Source organism: Actinoplanes sandaracinus, assembly GCF_030009775.1.
Lineage (GTDB): Bacteria > Actinomycetota > Actinomycetes > Mycobacteriales > Micromonosporaceae > Actinoplanes > Actinoplanes sandaracinus.
In genome coordinates, this window is the sequence record NZ_JASCTH010000012.1 from 57961 (window position 1) to 76899 (window position 18939).

14 protein-coding genes are annotated in these 18939 nt (G+C 68.7%); 7 read left to right on the forward strand and 7 right to left on the reverse strand.

The window, feature by feature from the left end:
* The first annotated feature begins 188 nt into the window (after positions 1–188).
* The 4 genes from QLQ12_RS19310 to QLQ12_RS19325 all read left to right on the forward strand — a co-directional run bounded on the left by QLQ12_RS19310 (position 189) and on the right by QLQ12_RS19325 (position 5371).
* On the forward strand, positions 189–1553 hold the full coding sequence (locus QLQ12_RS19310) for a UDP-glucose dehydrogenase family protein (RefSeq protein ID WP_282761597.1): 1365 nt from the start codon (positions 189–191) through the stop codon (positions 1551–1553).
* A gap of 418 nt (positions 1554–1971) precedes the next feature.
* Positions 1972–3339: an ABC transporter substrate-binding protein gene (locus QLQ12_RS19315; RefSeq protein WP_282761598.1), complete on the forward strand. Its 1368-nt coding sequence runs from the start codon at positions 1972–1974 to the stop codon at positions 3337–3339.
* 176 nt (positions 3340–3515) lie between these two features.
* Positions 3516–4451: a carbohydrate ABC transporter permease gene (locus QLQ12_RS19320; RefSeq protein ID WP_407651516.1), complete on the forward strand. Its 936-nt coding sequence runs from the start codon at positions 3516–3518 to the stop codon at positions 4449–4451.
* Complete coding sequence (locus QLQ12_RS19325) at positions 4451–5371, forward strand: carbohydrate ABC transporter permease (protein ID WP_407651508.1); 921 nt, start codon at positions 4451–4453, stop codon at positions 5369–5371. The genes QLQ12_RS19320 and QLQ12_RS19325 overlap by 1 nt, the downstream gene beginning before the upstream one ends.
* A 57-nt stretch (positions 5372–5428) precedes the next feature.
* Here QLQ12_RS19325 and QLQ12_RS19330 read toward each other — a convergent pair whose 3' ends face one another.
* Positions 5429–7336, reverse strand: coding sequence for a zinc metalloprotease (locus tag QLQ12_RS19330; RefSeq protein ID WP_282761600.1), 1908 nt, complete (start codon positions 7334–7336; stop codon positions 5429–5431).
* Between the two features lie 70 nt (positions 7337–7406).
* On the opposite strand from QLQ12_RS19330, the gene QLQ12_RS19335 reads away from it, so the two are divergent.
* From QLQ12_RS19335 to QLQ12_RS19345, 3 genes are read left to right on the forward strand one after another with little or no spacing between them, the layout of a single operon-like run.
* Positions 7407–8165, forward strand: a complete 759-nt coding sequence (locus QLQ12_RS19335; RefSeq protein ID WP_282761601.1) for an ABC transporter ATP-binding protein — start codon at positions 7407–7409, stop codon at positions 8163–8165.
* On the forward strand, positions 8162–10057 hold the full coding sequence (locus QLQ12_RS19340; RefSeq protein ID WP_282761602.1) for a hypothetical protein: 1896 nt from the start codon (positions 8162–8164) through the stop codon (positions 10055–10057). Before QLQ12_RS19335 ends, QLQ12_RS19340 begins: the two co-directional genes overlap by 4 nt.
* A 14-nt stretch (positions 10058–10071) precedes the next feature.
* The gene (locus QLQ12_RS19345; RefSeq protein ID WP_282761603.1) at positions 10072–10389 is read left to right on the forward strand and encodes a hypothetical protein; all 318 of its coding nucleotides are present in this window, start codon (positions 10072–10074) and stop codon (positions 10387–10389) included.
* 34 nt (positions 10390–10423) lie between these two features.
* Here the strand turns inward: QLQ12_RS19345 and QLQ12_RS19350 are convergent, their stop codons facing one another.
* The 6 genes from QLQ12_RS19350 to QLQ12_RS19375 all read right to left on the reverse strand — a co-directional run bounded on the left by QLQ12_RS19350 (position 10424) and on the right by QLQ12_RS19375 (position 18166).
* Entirely contained in the window at positions 10424–10915 is a 492-nt protein-coding gene (locus QLQ12_RS19350) for a hypothetical protein (protein WP_282761604.1), read from the reverse strand.
* 187 nt (positions 10916–11102) lie between these two features.
* On the reverse strand, positions 11103–12452 hold the full coding sequence (locus tag QLQ12_RS19355; protein WP_282761605.1) for a nitrate/nitrite transporter: 1350 nt from the start codon (positions 12450–12452) through the stop codon (positions 11103–11105).
* 2 nt (positions 12453–12454) lie between these two features.
* On the reverse strand, positions 12455–12772 hold the full coding sequence (locus QLQ12_RS19360; RefSeq protein WP_282761606.1) for a Rieske (2Fe-2S) protein: 318 nt from the start codon (positions 12770–12772) through the stop codon (positions 12455–12457).
* Positions 12769–15231 (reverse strand): nitrite reductase large subunit NirB, encoded by a 2463-nt coding sequence (gene nirB / locus QLQ12_RS19365; RefSeq protein ID WP_282761607.1) that lies wholly within the window; start codon positions 15229–15231, stop codon positions 12769–12771. The genes QLQ12_RS19360 and nirB overlap by 4 nt, the downstream gene beginning before the upstream one ends.
* Positions 15231–17330, reverse strand: a complete 2100-nt coding sequence (locus QLQ12_RS19370) for a molybdopterin oxidoreductase family protein (protein WP_282761608.1) — start codon at positions 17328–17330, stop codon at positions 15231–15233. The genes nirB and QLQ12_RS19370 overlap by 1 nt, the downstream gene beginning before the upstream one ends.
* A 95-nt stretch (positions 17331–17425) precedes the next feature.
* Entirely contained in the window at positions 17426–18166 is a 741-nt protein-coding gene (locus QLQ12_RS19375) for a sirohydrochlorin chelatase (RefSeq protein WP_282761609.1), read from the reverse strand.
* Positions 18167–18939 lie beyond the last annotated feature (773 nt).

The following is an 18939-nucleotide window of genomic DNA, read 5'->3' on the forward strand; positions in this document are numbered from 1 at the left end:
TCGCCGCGCAGGAACGAAGCCGACATTCAGTGACAAAGAACGGGCGAATCGCCTGTGTATCATTCGGCCGGAACACGCAGGCCGGCACCATCCGGGGCGCCGGCCAGCCGGCCCGGAGAGAGGCCGGTTAAGCCACGCTCCCTATACGTGGCGTAACCGCGGTCCGGCACAGCGGCGGAGGAGATTGCATGAAGGTTTGCGTTGTCGGTACCGGCTATGTCGGCCTGACCACCGGAGTCAGCCTGGCCTTCCTCGGCCACGAGGTGACCTGCGTCGACCACGACCAGGCCAAGGTCGACATGCTGCGCGGTGGCCGATGCCCGATCTACGAGCCCGGGATGGAGGACCTGCTCGCCGAGGCGGCGCGGAACCTGACGTTCACGACGTCCTACGAGGATGCCGTGCCCGGCGCCGACGTGGTGTTCGTGGCGGTGCAGACGCCGTCGGCCGCGGACGGCAGCCCCGACCTGCGTTACCTGCGCAGCGCCGCGGAGAGCGTGGCGCAAGCCCTGAACCATGACTTCACCGTGGTGGTGAACAAGTCGACCGTGCCGATCGGCAGCGGCAACTGGGTCGACGCCATCCTGCGCGACTCGTTCGCCACCCGCGAGGACCGCCCCGAGGGCGTCGAGTTCGCGGTCGCGTCGAACCCGGAGTTCCTGCGCGAGGGCAACGCCATCGCCGACACCCTCTACCCGGACCGGATCGTCATCGGCTCGGACAACCCGCGCAGCCTCGAGGTGCTCAACCGCCTCTACCGGCCGATCATCAACCAGACGTTCACGGCGCCGACCTTCCTGCCCCGGCCCGAGGACGCCAACGCGGTCCCGCTGGTCTCCACCGACCTCGCCTCGGCCGAGCTGATCAAGTACGCGGCCAACGCGTTCCTGGCCCTGAAGATCAGCTACGCGAACGAGATCGGCCAGCTGGCCGCCAAGGTCGGCGCGGACATCACCGAGGTCGCTCGCGGCATGGGCCTGGACCAGCGGATCGGCTCCCGGTTCCTGCAGCCCGGCGTGGGCTGGGGCGGCTCCTGCTTCGGCAAGGACACCAAGGCGCTGATCGCGACCGCCGCCGAGTACAACCTCGAGATGCCGATCGTGAAGGCGGCCCGCGACGTCAACAGCCGCCAGCGGGCCATCGCCGTGGAACGGCTCCAGGACGAGCTGCGCATCCTCAAGGGTCGCAAGATCGGCCTGCTCGGGCTGGCCTTCAAGCCGAACACCGACGACCTGCGCGACGCGCCGGCGCTGGACATCGCCAACTCGCTGCTCGCCCGCGGCGCCCGGGTGAAGCTGCACGACCCGGTCGCGACCGAGCGGTTCCGCAAGGAACAGCCGGACCTGGCGCCGTACCTGAGCGAGACCATCGACGACGTGTTCGCCGACTGCGACGCGGTCGTGCTGGTCACCGAGTGGGCGCAGTACCTGGAACTGGACTGGTCGAAGTTCGTCGGGCTGATGCGCAGCCCGATCCTGCTGGACGGCCGGCACGTGCTCGACGCCGACCGGATGCGCCGCCTGGGCTACCGCTACGTGGCGGTGTCCGGCTAATCAACCGGCTGAAACATCATGGCGTACGTCAGTACGCCCCCGCACCGCCGTGGTGGCCCCAGGCCACCGCGGCGGTTTCGTTTATGCGGTTTACGACCTGATCCTCCGGGGCACCGGAGTTGCCGCCTGAAGCGGGTTCCCCCGAACCTCAACAAAACCGACTCATCCCCGATGTCACGGTCGTTTGATCCGGTTAAATCCCGGCAAAGCCGGACGCTCCCAGCCGGACGAGGGTAGGCTCTTTCGCCAATCTCCTTAACCGGTTAAGGTGCCAGTACGTCGCAGCGATATCGTTACCGACTCGATCGCGCCGAAATCATTGCGCAACTTGCTGGATACCTCTTGACTGTTGGTCAAGAAGCGCTTCGGACGGCGGCGTCGCGAGATGCCGGAGGCGCTATATGACATAGGGAGCGGTATGTTCGTTCAACGTGGGAGTTCGCGATCCCGGATCGCCCTCGCCGGTGCCCTCAGCGCAGGCCTGGTGTTCGGCCTCAGCGCCTGCGCCGACGGCGGCGACTCGGAGACGAGCACTCCCGGCACGTCTCTCGCAGCCATCGACTGCTCGCCCTACAAGGCGTTCGGCGACATCAAGGGCAAGGAAGTCACGATCTACACGGGCATCGTGACGCCCGAGGACACCCCGCACAAGGAGTCCTACAAGCCCTTCGAACAGTGCACCGGCGCCGTGATCAAGTACGAGGGCGACAAGGCCTTCGAGACCCAGGTGCTGATCCGCGCCGAGGCCGGAAACCCGCCGGACCTCGCGTTCGTGCCGCAGCCGGGCCTGCTCCAGCGCCTGGTCGCCACCGGCAAGGCGCTTCCGGCGCCGGCCGAGGTCGCCGCCAACGTCGACAAGGACTTCGGCGCCGACTGGAAGGCCTACGGCACGGTCGACGGCAAGTTCTACGCCGCGCCGCTCGGCGCCAACGTGAAGTCCTTGGTGTGGTACTCGCCGAAGGAGTTCGCGGACAACGGTTACACCGAGCCCACCACGCTCGCCGAGCTCAAGGCGCTGACCGACAAGATGGTCGCCGCCGGCAAGAAGCCGTGGTGCGCGGGCATCAACTCCGGTGAGGCGACCGGCTGGCCGATGACCGACTGGATGGAAGACTTCATGCTCCGGCTCTCCGGGCCGGAGACCTACGACAAGTGGGTCAAGCACGAGATCCCGTTCAACGGCCCCGAGGCCACCGCGGCTCTCGACGCCGTCGGCGCGTACCTGAAGAACGACGCGTATGTCAACGGCGGTCTCGGCGACGTCAAGAGCATCGCCAGCACCACCTTCCAGGACGCGGGTCTGCCGATCCTGGAGGGCACCTGCTCGCTGCACCGCCAGGCCAGCTTCTACGCGGCCAACTTCACCAAGGGCACCAAGGTGGCGAAGGACGGCGACGTCTACGCCTTCTACCTGCCGGGTCAGGACGCCACCACCAAGCCGGTCCTCGGCGGCGGTGAGTTCGTCGTGGCGTTCACGGACCGCCCGGAGGTCAAGGCGTTCCAGACCTACCTGTCCAGCTCCGTCTGGGCCAACGCCAAGGCCAAGGTCTCGTCCGGTTGGGTCAGCGCCAACAAGGGGCTCGACATCGCCAACCTGAAGAACCCGATCGACGAGCTGTCCGCCAAGATCCTGCAGGACCCGAAGGCCCAGTTCCGCTTCGACGGCTCGGACATGATGCCCGCCGCGGTCGGCTCGAACGCGTTCTGGAAGCAGAGCACCGCGTGGATCACCGGACAGGACACGAAGACCACGCTCGACAAGATCGAGAGCGCCTGGCCCAAGTGATCAGTTAGCTGTACCGGGGCCGGTCGGGGGTCATGCCCGACCGGCCCTAGCAGTCTGATCACTTTTGGTCTTCACTTAACCTCTCTCATCTGGAACACCCCTCATCTGGAACGTGCCGAGGAGGAACGGGCCGCGTGTTCACCACCGCCTCCACCACCCCTCAGAAGATCCTGCAGATGTTCGCAGCGATTCTTCTGTTCGCAGCCGTCATGGGCCTGATCCTTTTCATCGCTAGCCGGTTCACCGGCAAGCGCGACCGCGCGATCGCCGCGCTCTACCTGTTGCCGACCGTGCTGATGCTCAGCGTCGGTCTGCTCTACCCCGGTCTGCGGACCATCTACCAGTCGTTCCTCGACGCCTCACTGAAGAGCTTCGTCGGTTTCGACAACTACACGACCATCCTGACCGATCCCGAGCAGCTGACGGTGCTGCGCAACACGGCCTTCTGGGTGCTGCTCACCCCGTTCGTCGCTACCGGTGTCGGCCTGGTCTACGCCATCCTCGTGGACAAGGCGCGGATGGAGTCGTTCGCGAAAGCACTGATCTTCCTTCCGATGTCGATCTCGTACGTCGCGGCCGGCGTCATCTGGAAGTTCATGTACGAGTTCCGGCCCGACCAGCAGAACATCCAGCAGATCGGCCTGATCAACCAGATCATCGTGTGGCTCGGCGGTAAACCGCAGCAACTGCTGATCGATTCACCGCTCAACACGTTCCTGCTGATCGCCGTCATGATCTGGATCCAGGCTGGCTTCGCGATGACTGTCCTGTCGGCGGCCATCAAGGCGATCCCGGACGACATCGTGGAGGCGGCCCGCCTCGACGGCGTCAGCCCGTGGGGCATGTTCCGGTTCGTCACGCTGCCCGCGATCCGTCCCTCGGTCGTGGTCGTGCTGACCACCATCGCGATCGGCACCCTCAAGGTCTTCGACATCGTCCAGACCATGACCGGTGGCCGTTTCGAGACCAGCGTCATCGCGAACGAGTTCTACAGCCAGACGTTCCGCAGCGACAACCGTGGCCTCGGCGCGGCGCTCGCGGTCGTGCTGTTCGTCCTCGTCATCCCGATCGTCGTCTACAACATCCGCCAGCTTCGCCGATCGGAGGCGTGATGACCACCGCAGCACCTCTCACCACCACTCCGCTGTCGAAGACGGAGGGCAAGAAGCTGTCCGCCGCGGCGATGGCGAAGAAGAAGCTCACCTCGCCGTGGGCGTCGCTGGCCGCGGTGATCATCGCCGTGGTCTGGACGATCCCCACGGTCGGCCTGCTGATCTCCTCCTTCCGGCCGCAGGACGACATCCGGCGTACGGGTTGGTGGACGTTCTTCACCGACCCGCTGGTGACGTTCGAGAACTACCGGACCGTTCTGGACCCGGAGAAGGCCGGCACCAACCTGCCGGACTCGTTCCTGAACTCGCTGGTCATGACGATCCCGTCGGTGATCATCCCGCTGTGCCTGGCGTCGCTCGCGGCGTACGCGTTCGCGTGGATGAACTTCCCCGGCAAGAACTTCCTGTTCATCGCGATCTTCGCGTTGCAGATCGTTCCGCTGCAGGTGACGCTGCTGCCGCTGCTTCAGCTCTTCGTCGCGTGGGACATCGACGGCACCTTCTGGACCGTCTGGCTGTCGCACTCGACGTTCGCCCTGCCGCTGGCGATCTATCTGCTGCACAACTTCATCAAGGAAGTTCCGTCCAGCCTCATCGAGGCGGCCCGGATAGACGGCGCGGGCCACGTGTCGATCTTCTTCCGGGTGCTGCTGCCGCTGCTCACCCCGGCGCTGGCGGCGTTCGGCATCTTCCAGTTCCTCTGGGTGTGGAACGACCTGCTGGTCTCGCTGACGTTCGCCGGTTCGCCGACGATCTCGCCGCTGACCGTGCAGCTGTCCAACCTCACCGGCACCCGAGGCACCGCCTGGTACCTGTTGTCCGCCGGCGCCTTCGTCTCGATCATCGTGCCGGTCACGGTGTTCCTGCTGCTGCAGCGCTACTTCGTCCGCGGCCTGCTCGCGGGCAGCGTCAAGGGCTGACCTGTTCGACGAAAGGGCCGCACCGGGGAATCCCGGTGCGGCCCTTTCGTCTTCCGGTCAGGGCTGGCTGCGCGGGCTTTCCGGGGCCAGGGTGTCGATGAACTCGTGCGGTTCGTGCAGTTCGGTGGTGCGTCGGGCCTGGTCGGCCTCGGCCTTGAGGGCGCTGGCGACGCCCGCGACGTCGACGCCGGGGATCGCCGCGACCACGCTGTAGGCCTTCTCGGCCAGGGCGTGGGCGGCCCGGTAGTCGTGGGCGGCGAACGCCTTCGACGCGGCGCCGAGGAGGGCGTCAGCGGCCTTCAGCGCGATCTTGCCCTTGCCGGCCGGGACGGTCGCGGCGAGCCGGTTCGCGGCCTCCCAGTAGGCGGCCGTCAGGAAGCGGTCGCTGTTGTCCCGGTCGAACTGGCTGAAGTCCCAGTTCACGTCGATGTAGCTCATGATCGAGTTGCTCTCGTCGCCGGCGTTGGCGAAGAAGAACTCGTTCACCGGGCCGTAGTCGACGCCGGTCGCGCTGTCGTAGCCGTCGTGCGGGTGGCTCATGCCCAGGTGGTGGCCGACCTCGTGAATCTGGGTGGTGGTCAGGCCGTAACCGGATTCGACGATGTCCGGCCCGATGAACGAGAAGACGTAGCTCTGGGTGCCGTCGGTGTAGTTGTCGTCGGCGAACCCGAGACCCGGTGTGTCGACGCCCTCACCGACGGCGTAGTTGAACATCGGGATCTCGTAGTCGACCTTGCCCTGGTCGTCCAGCGCGCGGTCGATGTTCTCCCGGTTGTAGAGGTAGAGGTTGGCGATCGCCGGGAGACCGGTCTCCGGGTAGCAGGACTCGTTGGTCACCGCGACGCCGAGGTAGCACTGCTCGGCCTTCTCGTCGTACGGCAGGTCCTGCAGGTCGTGCGAGAACCGGTTGCGCCAGCGCAGCTCGGCGAGCTCGTCGACGAGCAGTTCCGGGGTGATGTACTGCTCGGACGCGTCGACGCCGGGCCAGCCCTCGTAGGTGTTGTTGTCCAGGTTGAGGCTCTTCGGCGGCTTCGGCGACGGCAGTTCCACCGGGTAGAGCGGCGACGTGGTGAAGAGCAGGTTCAGCGCCACGTACCGGGTGAGCTTGCCGAGGTCGCCGGCGAGAGCGGCCGGGGAACGGTAGCCACCGGCGGTGTACTCCCAGATCGGCGGCATCCGGTAGTCCTCGACGCCGTCGCCGTCGAGGTCCGTGTTGTCGACGATGTAGTTGCTGGTCCAGGACTCCGGGCCGGCGGACAGGTCGTGGAACCAGACCCGCCGGGTGCTGCCCAGGCCGGTCTCCTCGTCGTCGGCCGTGGTGCCGCCCCAGGCGATCATTTTGCGGGACTGGCGCTGCGCGCCGAAGTCGTAACCGGTGTCCGGGTCGGGCTCGCCGATCTTGGTGTAGACGTGGTGCTTGAAGTCGGACCGGCCGAACCAGTTGATGAAGAAGACCGTGTTACGGGTCGTGTCCACACCGGCCGGCGGATGGAAGGCCAGCCACTTCTCCACGCTCGGCGCGTCGATGGTGTGGTTGGCGGTGATGTCCAGGACGTTCTTCGCCTGGTCGTTGTACTGCTGCTGCAGGAGGGTCAGCGGCGCGGGCTGGGCAAGCTTGCCGAGCTGGCCGAAGAACCGGTCCTCATAGGCCTTGTTCGCGTAGGTGAGCTTGTAGTCGTATTTGTAGGTGATGCCGAGCTTCTCGGTCACGCCGTAGTTCAGGCGTGACCGGACCACCGGCTCGTAACCGGGCGCCAACTCGCCCCGGAACGCGCTCGACCCCACCTGCGCCGGTTCGTAGCCGACGAACACCACGTTGACCGGCACCTTCTCGACGAGGCGCGGCTGGCCGCCCGGCTTCAGATAGCCGAACGACGGCGCGGCCGCGGCGGACCCGGCGGGTCCCGCCGCGGTCGCGACGAGAACCGCGACGACCGTCACGGTGAAAGACTTTCTCCATCCCATGTGGACACGCTGCCATCAGCGCCCGCCGATGGGAACCCCCGCTGGTCAGACATTGACTATCCTGACGCCCATGCCATCGCCAGCGTTGGAAATTCGGGGACTCTGCAAGACATTCGGGAGTTTCCGGGCGGTGGACCGGATCGACCTGACCGTGCGTCAGGGCACGTTCCACGGCATCGTCGGGCCCAACGGCGCCGGCAAGTCCACCACCATCGGCATGGCGGTCGGCCTGATCGTCCCGGACGCCGGCCGGATCAGCGTCCTGGGCCACGACGCGCTGCGCGACCGGAGCGCCGCACGTACCCTGACCGGGGTTTTGCCCGACGGCCTCGACCTGCCGGAACGGCTCACCGGCGCGGAACTGCTGCGATACAGCGCCGGCCTGCGCGGGCTGTCGCGAGCCGCGGCCGCCGACCGCGTCGCCGAGCTGATCGACGTCCTCGGCCTGGCCAAGGCCGCCGCCACACCGCTCGCCGACTGCTCCACCGGCAACCGCAAGAAGGTCGGCCTGGCCCAGGCCCTGCTGCACGCGCCTCGCCTGCTGGTGCTCGACGAGCCATTCGAGGCGGTCGACCCGGTGTCGGCGGCGAGCATCCGCCGGGTGCTGCGCCGGTTCGTCGAGGCCGGTGGCACCACCGTGCTGTCCACCCACTCGATGATGCTGGTCGAGCAGATGTGCGACGAGGTCACGGTCATCCATCAGGGCCGGGTCGTGGCAGCCGGCCCGGTCGCCGAGGTGGCCGGCGGCCTCTCCCTGGAGGACCGCTTCGTCGAACTCGTCGGCGCCGAGACCACCGGCACCGACGGCCTGGCCTGGCTGGTCCGATGAGCACGCCGGTCCCCGCGACGCCCGGGATTCACCCCGCGCCTCCGCTGCTCACGACGTCCACCCTGCTCACGACGTCCACGCTGCTCATCACGCCCGCACGGATGCGGGCCAGCATGTTCCGGCGCTCGCTGCGCGAGCATCCCGGGCCCGTGGTGGCCGCACTGGCTGGCCTGCTCGCGGCCGCCTGGCTCATTCGATATGCGACGTACGGCGACCGGCACACCCTGTCCCTTTTCGCCGGTACGTGGGTGCTCGGCTGGATCGTGCTGCCGCTCATGCTCGGCGGCGGACGCGGCCGGGTCCAGCCTTCGCACCTGCGCCTGGAGCCGGTCGGCAGCGCCGCCGCGGCGACCGGCCTGCTGATCGCCGCGTCCGTCGGAATCGGGCCGCTGGTCTCGCTGGCCGCGCTCGCCGCCCTGCCGGTGCACGCCGCACGGTACGGCGCGGGCGAGGCCGTCGCCGCCGGGGTCGGGGCGCTGCTGCTGTGGCTGGCCGGGCTGATCGGGTCGTCGGTCGCGCTGGAGGCGGTCGGGCACGCCGGCGGGCCGGCCGGGGCCATCACGACCGGGGTGTTCACCGGCACCGTGATGGGCGTGTTCGGGTCGGTGTGGGCGGTCGCGCCGTGGATCACCTCCCTGCTCGCCGGCGCGCCCGATCACGTCGTGCGCTGGCTGCCGTACTTCCCGGGAAGCTGGCCGCTGGGGGCGGTGACCGGGCCGGCCGGCCGCGGCCTTCTCATGCTCGGTGGGCTGGCGGCGCTGGTGGCGGTATTCGCCCTGGCGTACCTCGCCCTGGTCCGCCGTGCCCTGGTCACCGGCTCCTCGTGGCGACCGCGCCGCTCCCCCATCACCGCCGGCTCCGCGCCGGCCCCGCTCACGCCGGCCCGGCCGGTGTCCGCCGGCTGGTGGGGGCCCGGTCCGGTGTGGGCGGTCGCCGGGCGGGAACTGCGCACGTGGGCGCGGCATCCGCTGCGGCTGCAGTACCTGGCGTTCGCCGTCGTCTACGGATCCCTGCTCGCCGGGCTGCCGACGCTGGCGCACACCGACCGGCTTCTGCCCTGGGCCGGGGTGCTCGCCGCGCTCGGGGCCGCCGCCATGTCCGCCGGCCTGATCGGGCTGGACGGCACCGCGCTGTGGATGCCGCTCACCACGCACGGCGGCGAGCGCGCCGAGGTCCGCGGCCGGGCCCTGGCCTGGTTGCTTCTGGTGACGCCGATCGCGCTGCTGCTCACCGTCGCCGGGGTTTTGCTCGCTCCCGGGGTGGACCCGCTGGCGGCGTGGGCGGTGCTGCCGGCCGTGCTCGGGGCGGGCGCGGCCGTGCCGGTGTGGGTGTCACTGCTGCGGGTGCGCCCGGTGCCGGACCCCCGGCACCCCACCTCGGCCGACAATCCGACGGACATCATCAGCGTGCTGGTCGCGTCGGCAGCCGGGGTGGCGGCCGCCGCGGCCCCGATGGCGTGGCTGATCTGGGGACCGCAGTCGCCGCGCTGGCCGGCTCTGGTGTGCGGGGTGGCCGCCGGTGTCGCGACGTGGTTCGGTGGCGCCTGGCTGGCCGACGACCGCCTGGCCAACCGCGGCGCCGAGGTGCTGACCGCGGCCGGCCGGCGCACCCGGCCGCCGGAGACCGCGATCCCGCTGCGGTGGGACGCCGGATGGTACCGGGAGAACCGCGCCACGGCGTGGGCCCTGGGCCTGCTCACGGTGGGCTGGATCCCGGTGATGCCGCAGGGCCTGATGGTGCTGGTCCTCGACATCAGCGGCGGATGGATCGTGGCCTCCCACGTCACCGGCGGCGCCCGCACGGCCGTCGCCGTCGCGATGGTCGCTCTGGGCGGCGCCATGCTCCTGACCGGTCTGGTCCTCTGGGGCCGCCGTCCCCGCCCCACGAGCTGACCACATCTCCTGGCGTGCGGATCGAAGGACGGTGCGCGACCCCCACGTCACAGCGCCCGTTCGCCCGCGGAGGCGAAGCGGGCGGCGAGGGTGGCGGCCCCGGGGCCGGTGAGGTCGCGGGGCCGCCAGCCGTCGCGCTCGCCTCGGCCACCGCGGTCGCCGCGCGGGCCTGCGGCGTCGTGGACCGGACCGGGAGGCCGCGGCCGGCCCTGGAGGCGGACCTGCTGATCGTGCGCGCCGACCCGGTGCGGGACATCGGAGCGCTCGAAGCGGTGCACACGGTGGTCCGGAAAGGGCGGGTGGCGACGACGGCCGAGGGCCGCACCCCGTGACGGGGTGCGGCCCTCGGCCGATCGAGCGGTTGGCTCAGTTCTTCTGGTACGGGCCGTTGCCGGAGCCGTAGTGCTGGTTGTCCGGGCCCCCGTTGTACTGGCCACCGCCGTGGTAGTCACCGCCACCGTGCTGGCCACCGCCGTACTGGCCGCCGCCGTACTGACCGCCGGCGTTGTTCCAGTGCTTGTTGCCCTGGTGGTAGTTGAAGCCGTAGTAGACCTTCAGCGCCCAGTCTCCGCTGTGGAAGCCGCGGTAGACCTTGAAGCAGGAGTACCGCTCCCACTGGTTCTTCCACTGACCGAGCTTGCCGATCTTGTGGCAGGTCCGCGGGCTGTTGTAGAAGCCGAAGATCCGGTCGCGGCGCTTGAAGTCCTGCTGCTGGGTGACGGCGGTCTTCGAGCCGACCTCGGAGGCGGTGGCCGTGGAGGCCGTCGCCGGGGAGGCGGCGGCGGGACCAGCGGCGACCGTCAGGCCGGCGGCCACGGCGGCACCGGTCATCACGATGGCACGAGTCATCTTGTTCATTCGATCACCATTTCTGCAGGAAAGGGTAATTTCCGGACAAGTTGAATCGTATGATCATCGGGACCCTTTGACCCTGAGAACTCGCACCTCGATCGGGTGAACAATCCCAGGTCAGCTGCGCAAACTCATACGTTAAGACGATGGCCCGCTCCGCCGAAAAGCGGAGCAGGCCATCACCCGAAAGGGGTCAGACGGCGATCTTCGTACGAGCACCGGGGCGCAGGTAGACCGCCCAGGTGATCACCACGCAGAGCGCGTAGAACGCGATGAACGCCATGTACGCGGCGTCCGCGTCCTTGTAGGTCAGGAACGACTGGCGGAAGGCCAGGTTGACCAGCACCCCGCCGACCGCGCCGATCGCGCCGGCGATGCCGATGACCGCACCGGAGACCCGGCGGGACCGGCTCTCGTCACCGGCGTACTTCTGCTTGAAGATCGCCGGAATCATCTTGTAGGTCGAGCCGTTGCCCAGGCCGCTGAGGATGAACAGCGTGATGAAGCCGACCAGGTAGAGCGGCAGCGACCGCTGCTGCGCGGCGAAGAGCACGATCGAGGCGCCCACCGCCATGCCGATGAAGTTGACGAAGGTGACCTTCGCGCCGCCGAGCCGGTCGGCCAGCGCCCCGCCGAACGGGCGGATCAGCGAGCCCAGCAGCGGGCCGAGGAAGGTCAGGTAGGCGGCCTTGATCGGGGTGTTGAAGGTGTCGGCGAACTGCACCTGGAGCACCTGGCCGAACGCGAAACCGAAGCCGATGAACGAACCGAAGGTGCCGATGTAGAGCACCGACATGATCCAGGTGTGGCTCTCCCGGGCAGCGTCACGCATGCCGCGCTTCTCGTTGCGCGCCTGGGTCAGGTTGTCCATGTAGAGGGCCGAACCGACGGCGGCGATCACGATCAGCGGGATGTAGATGCCCGCCACCAGGCCGGGCGAGCCGGCGCCGAAGGTCGCGAGGACGAACAGTCCGACCAGCTGCACCGCCGGGACGCCGATGTTGCCGCCGCCGGCGTTGATGCCGAGCGCCCAGCCCTTGAGGCGGTCCGGGTAGAAGGCGTTGATGTTCGCCATCGACGAGGCGAAGTTGCCGCCGCCGACACCGGCCAGCGCGGCCAGGATCAGCAGCGTCTCGTAGGAGACGCCCGGCTCGATCAGGAACGCCGCGGCGATCGACGGGATGAGCAGCAGCGACGCGCTGATGATCGTCCAGTTACGGCCGCCGAAACGGGCCACCGCGAAGGTGTACGGGATCCGCAGTCCCGCGCCGACCAGCGTGGGCACGGCGGTGAGCAGGAACTTCTGGGCCGGGTCGAAGCCGTAGGCGGGGCCGAGGAAGAGCACCATCACCGACCACAGCGACCACACCGAGAAGCCGATGTGCTCCGAGAAGATCGAGAAGATCAGGTTTCGCTTGGCGACCTGCTTGCCGCCGTTGTCCCAGAACGCCGGGTCCTCGGGCCGCCAGTCGTCGATCCAGTGGCCGTTGAGCGATTTGGCAGCGGGTCTGGCCTGGGTGGGCGTAGGAAGTGTCGCAGTCATCTTCAGTCTCCCAGAATGATGTGACCGTCATCGACCCGAACCGGGTAGACACTGATCGGGGGCTGTCCGGACTGGGAGCACCCGGTGGCGAGGTCCCATGCGTAGAGGTGCAACGGGCAGACGACAACCCTGTTGTCGATCTGTCCATCCGCGAGCGGGCCGCCCTTGTGGGGGCAGACCGCCGACACCGCGCGAAGGGAGCCGTCGCGGAGGCGGAAGACTGCGATCATGTCGAGCCCGACGGCGTAGGTGCGTCCCTCGCCGTACGGGATCTCCTCGACCGGGCCGAGGATGGTCTTCTCAATGGGGGCGATGGTCATGAGCGCACCGGAACCTGAGGGAGAACGGTCAGGGGAAGGGAGGTACGGAACTGGCCGGGCGTGGCCGGCACGGCCCGCTCCTTCCAGGGGTCCTTGTAGGACTGCACGGCCTCGTCGACCGCCGCGTCCAGGGCTTCGGCGATGCCGTCCGAGTCGTCGATGACGATCTCGCGGATCCGCTCGATGCCGATGCGCGGGACGAACGCGTAGGTGCGCTCCAGCCAGTTCGCGTTCTCGCGGTAGTACTGCAGGAACCGGCCGGTCAGGCGGATCACCTCTTCCGCCGAGTCGACCGTGACGAGCAGGTCGCCCTTGCGGATGTGGGCGCCGGCGGCGCCGCCGACGTAGATCTCCCACTTGCCGCCGTCGATCGCGACGACACCCAGATCCTTGACGTACGCCTCGGCGCAGTTGCGCGGGCAGCCGGTGACCGCCAGCTTCATCTTGCCGGGCCCCTCGAGACCCTGATAGCGCTCCTCGATCGCGATGCCCAGCGCTGTCGAGTCACCCACACCGAATCGGCAGAAGTCGGAGCCGACGCAGGTCTTCACCGTGCGGAAACTCTTCGCGTAGGCGTACCCGGACGGCATGTCCAGGTCCGCCCACATCGCCGGGAGCTGCTCCTTCGGGATGCCGAGCAGGTCGATGCGCTGGCCACCGGTGAGCTTGACCATCGGCACGTTGTACTTCTCCGCGACCTCGGCGATGCGCTTCAGCTCGGCCGGGGTGGTGACGCCGCCCTTCATCTGCGGGACCACCGAGAAGGTGCCGTCCTTCTGGATGTTGCCGTGCACCCGGTCGTTGATGAACCGGGCGTCGCGCTCGTCGGAGTACTGGTCGGCCCACATCATCTTGAGCAGCGAGGCCAGGCCCATCTTGCTCTTGGCGTCGTGCTCACCGCCGGGGACCAGCTTCTCGAAGACCGACGAGACGCTCTTCAGCTCGTACTTGCGGATCGCGGCCATCAGCTCGGGCTTCGGCATCGGGACGCCCGGGACGTACCAGGACGCGGCCGGGTCGTCCTCGGCCTCGCCGCCGGCGGCCCACTCGACGATCCGCTGCACCAGCGGCTTGCAGGTGCCGCAGCCCTTGCCCGCGCGAGTCTTGTCCATGACGCCGGAAACCGTCTTGCAGCCGGCGTTGACGACGCCGCAGATCGCGCCCTTGCTGACGCCGTTGCAGTTGCAGACCTGCGCGTCGTCCGGCATGTCCTCGGGCTTGACCTCGCCGGCCGGGCCGCCGATGTCGAAGAGCATCTCGGCCCGCTCCTCCGGCAGTGCCTGGGCGCGGTCGAACGACTGGATCAGGCTGGCGGCCTTGCTGTTGTCGCCGACCAGGATGGCACCGGCCAGCGCCCCGTCGCGGATGATGAGCTGCTTGTAGATGCCCTTCTTCGGCTCGCTGTAGATGATCACCTCGTCGTCGTCGAGCTCCGGCGCGATGAGGCCCATCGAGGCGACGTCGATGCCGGCGACCTTCAGCTTGGTGGAGAGCTTCGAGCCGGTGTACGCGGCCTCGGTGTCCCGGCCGGTGATGTGGTCGGCGAGCACCTTCGCCTGGTCCCACAGCGGCGCGACCAGGCCGTAGAGGTTGCCGCGGTGCTGGGCGCACTCGCCGACCGAGTAGATGTCCTGCTCGCCCCGCACCAGCATCTGGTCGTCGACCACGATGCCGCGCTCGACCGGCAGGCCGCTGTCCGCCACCATCTGGGTGTTCGGCCGGATGCCGGCGGCGATCACCACGACGTCGCACGGGATCTCCGTGCCGTCGGCCAGCTTGACCCCGGTGACCCGGTCCTTGCCGAGGATCTCGGTCGTCATCGCGTTGGTGATGACCTTGATGCCGAGCTTGTTCTCGACGCTGGCCTGCAGCATGTGGCCGGCCTTCTCATCCAGCTGCCTCTCCATCAGGTGGCCCATGGCGTGCAGGAGCGTCACCTCGCTGACGTGGTTCTGCAGGCCGCGGGCCGCCTCCAGGCCGAGCAGGCCGCCGCCGATCACGACCGCGCGCTCGTGGTCCCGGGCGTAGCGGATCATGCCGCGCGTGTCGTCGAGCGTCCGGAACGCGAAGACGCCCTGGTGGAAGCCGCGCTTCGGGTTGTGAACGTTCTTCATCGGCGGCGTCCACGAGCTGGAGCCGGTCGCGATGATGAGCTTGTCGTACGGGGTCCTCGACCCGTCGTCCGCGATCACCACCTTGGCCTTGCGGTCGATCTTCTCGATCTTGGTGCCGGCGTGCAGCGTGATGTTGTTGTCCGCGTACCAGCTCAGGTCGTTCAGGAAGATCCCGGCCTCGTCCTCCACCCCGGCGAGCAGGTTGGAGAGCATGATCCGGTTGTAGTTGCCGTAGGGCTCGTCACCGAACATCGTGATGGTGAAGTCGCCGTTACGAGCGAGGATCTCCTCGACCGTACGGGCGCCCGCCATACCGTTGCCGATGACGACAAGCTTCTGGGTCATCAGTTCTCCAAACTGTCCGGTGCGCGCTCGATCGAGATCGCGCACACCTTGAAAGCGGGCATCCTGGAATGGGGGTCCAAGGCCGGGTTGGTCAACGCGTTGGCTCCGGGCCAGTGGAACGGCGCGAACACCGTGTCCGGCCGGATGCCGTCACTGAGCCGGGCGCGCAACGTCGCGGCGCCACGGCGGCTTCGGAGTTCGACCAGGTCACCGTCGGCGATGCCGTGGCGGCGGGCCAGGTCGGGGTGGATCTCGGCGCGCGGTTCGGGCAGCGCCACATTGAGCGCCCGCACCCGCCGGGTCTGGTTGCCGCTCTGGTACTGCTGCATGTTGCGGCCGGTCGTCAGCACGTACGGGAAAGTCGTGTCGGGCAGCTCGGCCGCGTCGCGGTGATCGACCCGGATGAACCTGGCGCGGCCGGAGGCCGTCGGGAAGCTCTCGCCGAACAGCCGCGGCGTGCCCGGGTGGTTCTCGTCCGGGCAGGGCCAGAACACGCCCTGCTCCGCCTCGATGCGCTCGTAGGTGATGCCGGCGTAGTCGGCGATCCCGCCGGCGCTGGCCCGGCGCAGTTCCTCGAACACCGCGCGCGGGGAATCGGTGAAGAACTCGCCGCGGCCCAGCAGGCCGGCCAGCTCGGTCAGCACCGTCAGGTCGCTCTTCACCAGCGGGGGCGGCGGCAACGCCATCTTGCGGCGGATGACACGGCCCTCGAGGTTCGTCATGGTGCCCTCCTCCTCCGCCCACTGGGCGGTCGGGAGGACGACGTCGGCGAACTCGGCCGTCTCCGAGAGGAAGATGTCCGAGACGACCAGGAAGTCGAGGCGCCTCAGCTTGTCGACGACGTTGTTGCTGTGTGGGGCGGAGACCGCGATGTTGCTGGCCAGGACCCACAGAACCTTGACGCCGCCGTCACTTCCGAGACGATCGATCATCTCGTACGCGGAAAGGCCCGGCCGTGGCAGGTCGTCGGGGTCGACGCCCCAGACCGCGGCCACGTGAGCCCGCGCCACCGGGTCGTCGAGCTTGCGGTAACCGGGCAGCTGGTCGGCCTTCTGCCCGTGCTCGCGGCCACCCTGCCCGTTGCCCTGGCCGGTGATCGTGCCGTACCCCGAGAAGGGTTTGCCGACCAGGCCGAGCGCGAGCGCCAGATTGAGCCACGCCTGCGCGGTGTCGGTGCCGTTGCTGTGCTGCTCGGCGCCGCGCGCCGTGAGGATCATGCTCGGGCCCTCGGTGGCGAGCATGCGCACCGTCTCCCGCAGCTGCCGCTCCGGGACGCCGGTCATCCGCTCGACCCGCTCCGGCCAGTAGGCGTTCGCCTTGTTGAGGCTGTCGAAACCCTCCGTCCGCGTCTTGATGTAGTCCTCGTCGATCCACCCTTCACGGATCGCGATGTGCAGCATGCCGTTGGCCAGCGCCAGATCGGTGCCCGGCAGCGGCTGCAGGTGCAGGTACGCGCCGTTCGCCGTGTTCGTGCGCCGCGGGTCGATCACGATGTGCTTGGCGCCGTCGGCCCGGCCCGTGTCCAGGTACTGCATGGACGGTGGCATCGCGTCCGCCGGGTTCGCGCCGACCAGCAGCACCGTCCGGGCCTGCGCCACGTCGGCGAGCGGGAACGGCAGCCCGCGATCGATGCCCAGCGCCCGGTTCGCCGCCGTCGCCGCGCTCGACATGCAGAACCGGCCGTTGTAGTCGATCGCCGACGACCGCAGTGCCACCCGCACGAACTTGCCGAGCGCGTACGCCTTCTCGTTGGTCAGCCCGCCGCCGCCGAAAGCGCCGACACTGTCGGGGCCGTACTCCTGCTGGCTGTCGTGGATCGCGGTCACGATCCGCTCGTACGCCTCCTCCCAGGAAGCCTCCCGCAGGGGGCTCTCCCGGTTGCCGGGCTCCTTGCGCACCAGCGGCGTCAGCAGCCGGTCCGTGTGGTCCAGCAGGTCCGCCGCGGTGAAGCCCTTGGCGCACAGGCCGCCCCGGTTCACCGGGAACTCGGCCGGCTCCAGCCGAACACCCGGCATCCCCGGCCTCAAGGGGATCTCGGGCGTCAGCGTCATTCCGCACTGCAGGGCGCAGTACGGGCAATGCGTCTGGGTCGCCGTCACACCAGTGATGCTTTCCGCTCGCCGTTAACCCTTACGACGCCTTGCGGTGACGCTGTTGTTCAGGAATCCCTACAACCGGTCCGCAACAGTTGTGACTACAAACCGCTACCGACCGTTGTGAGGATTGCGCTATCGAACCGACGCAGAACCAGGTCGGCGACCGCCGCGTCATGGCAGAGCGGCGGCGTCACATGGTCGGCGCCGGCCGCGTGCAGCGTGCGGTAGAAGAGGCCTTCGGCCAGTAGGTAGGCGGCGACCGCGACGGTTCTCGCGCCTTCGGCGCGCAGCCGGGCGACGACGTCCGCGACGCGCGGCCCGCTGCCCGAGGTGTAGCCGAGTTCCACTCGCGGCCCGTTCCCCAGCGGGTGTTCGAGGTCGCCCCGGACACCGTTCCCCAGCGGGTAGCGGAGGTCGCCCCGCGGGCCGGACAGCTGGGCGGCGACCTCCTGGATGCCGGCCACCCACCGCGGGTCCGAGGATCCGGCGGAGGCGAGGACGATCGCGTCGGTGGCCGGCAGGTTACGGCGCAGGCTCTCCAGGAAGACCGGGTCCGGCCCGAGCGGCGCGGTCACCGGGAAACGCGTGCCGGCGACGGCCTCGGCGATGTCGACCCGCACGTGGTAGCCGGCGGACAGCAGCAACGGCACGACGACCGCGTCACCGACGGTCGGGACGATGTCGGCGACCTTGGGTTCCTGCACGTCGACGTAGCAGAGGCGCACGTCCAGCCCGGGCCGGCGGCGCGCCACCGTGGCGGCCAGCTCCTGGATCTGCCGGCGGCCGGCCGGCGAACGGGTGCCGTGGGCGACGGCGATCAGGGTGGGGAATTCAGTCACGGACGTCTCCTCAGGCTTCAGCCCTCATCCGGCGCCTGACGGCGCGGGTTCGGGTCGCTTGCGCGGTGGGAGCGGCCCGGCATCACTTCAGGCTCGCGGTTGTTCCTGCAAAAGCGGTGCGGACATCTCCGGTACGGCCGAAACGGTCCCGTCGTCGTCTCCAGCCCCGCCGGTACGGGCCAGTCGTCCCGGCGCTACCGAAGCCGCCCGGTACTGGCGAGCCGCCCGGTACCGGCCAACGGCCCCCGGCGTCCCCCAGCAGCCGATTCGGGCCGGCGGTTCCGCCGTCACCGAGGCCCTTACCTGTACCGGCCACCGGCCCCGGCGTCGTTGGGTCCCTTGTGGGACCGGAACGGGACCGGTGTGGTCCAGTCCGTCCCCACAGCTCGGAAGTTCGATCTGGGCCCTGAGGCCCGGCATGGACATCGGGCTCTTCCGGGTCCGGCCTCGTCGCCGGGTGGGGTAGTGCGGTCGGCCGGGCTAATCCTCAGGCGCGTCCGCACTGGTCTTGCGGTCTTGCCGTCTTGCGGTCTTGCGGTCTTGCGGTGCTTCCTCGCCTTGCCGTCTTGCCTTGCATTGCCGTCTTGCCTTGCATTGCCGTCTTGCGCGCCGCTCACATCGATGCGTTGACGTCCTGCACACGTTGACGTCCCCACGCATTGACGTCCTGCACACGTTGACGTCCTGCTCTTGTTGACGCCTTGCACGCATTGACGTGTTGCTCATGTTGACTTGATGGCTTGAGTTGACTGGACGGGTTGACTTGACTGGAT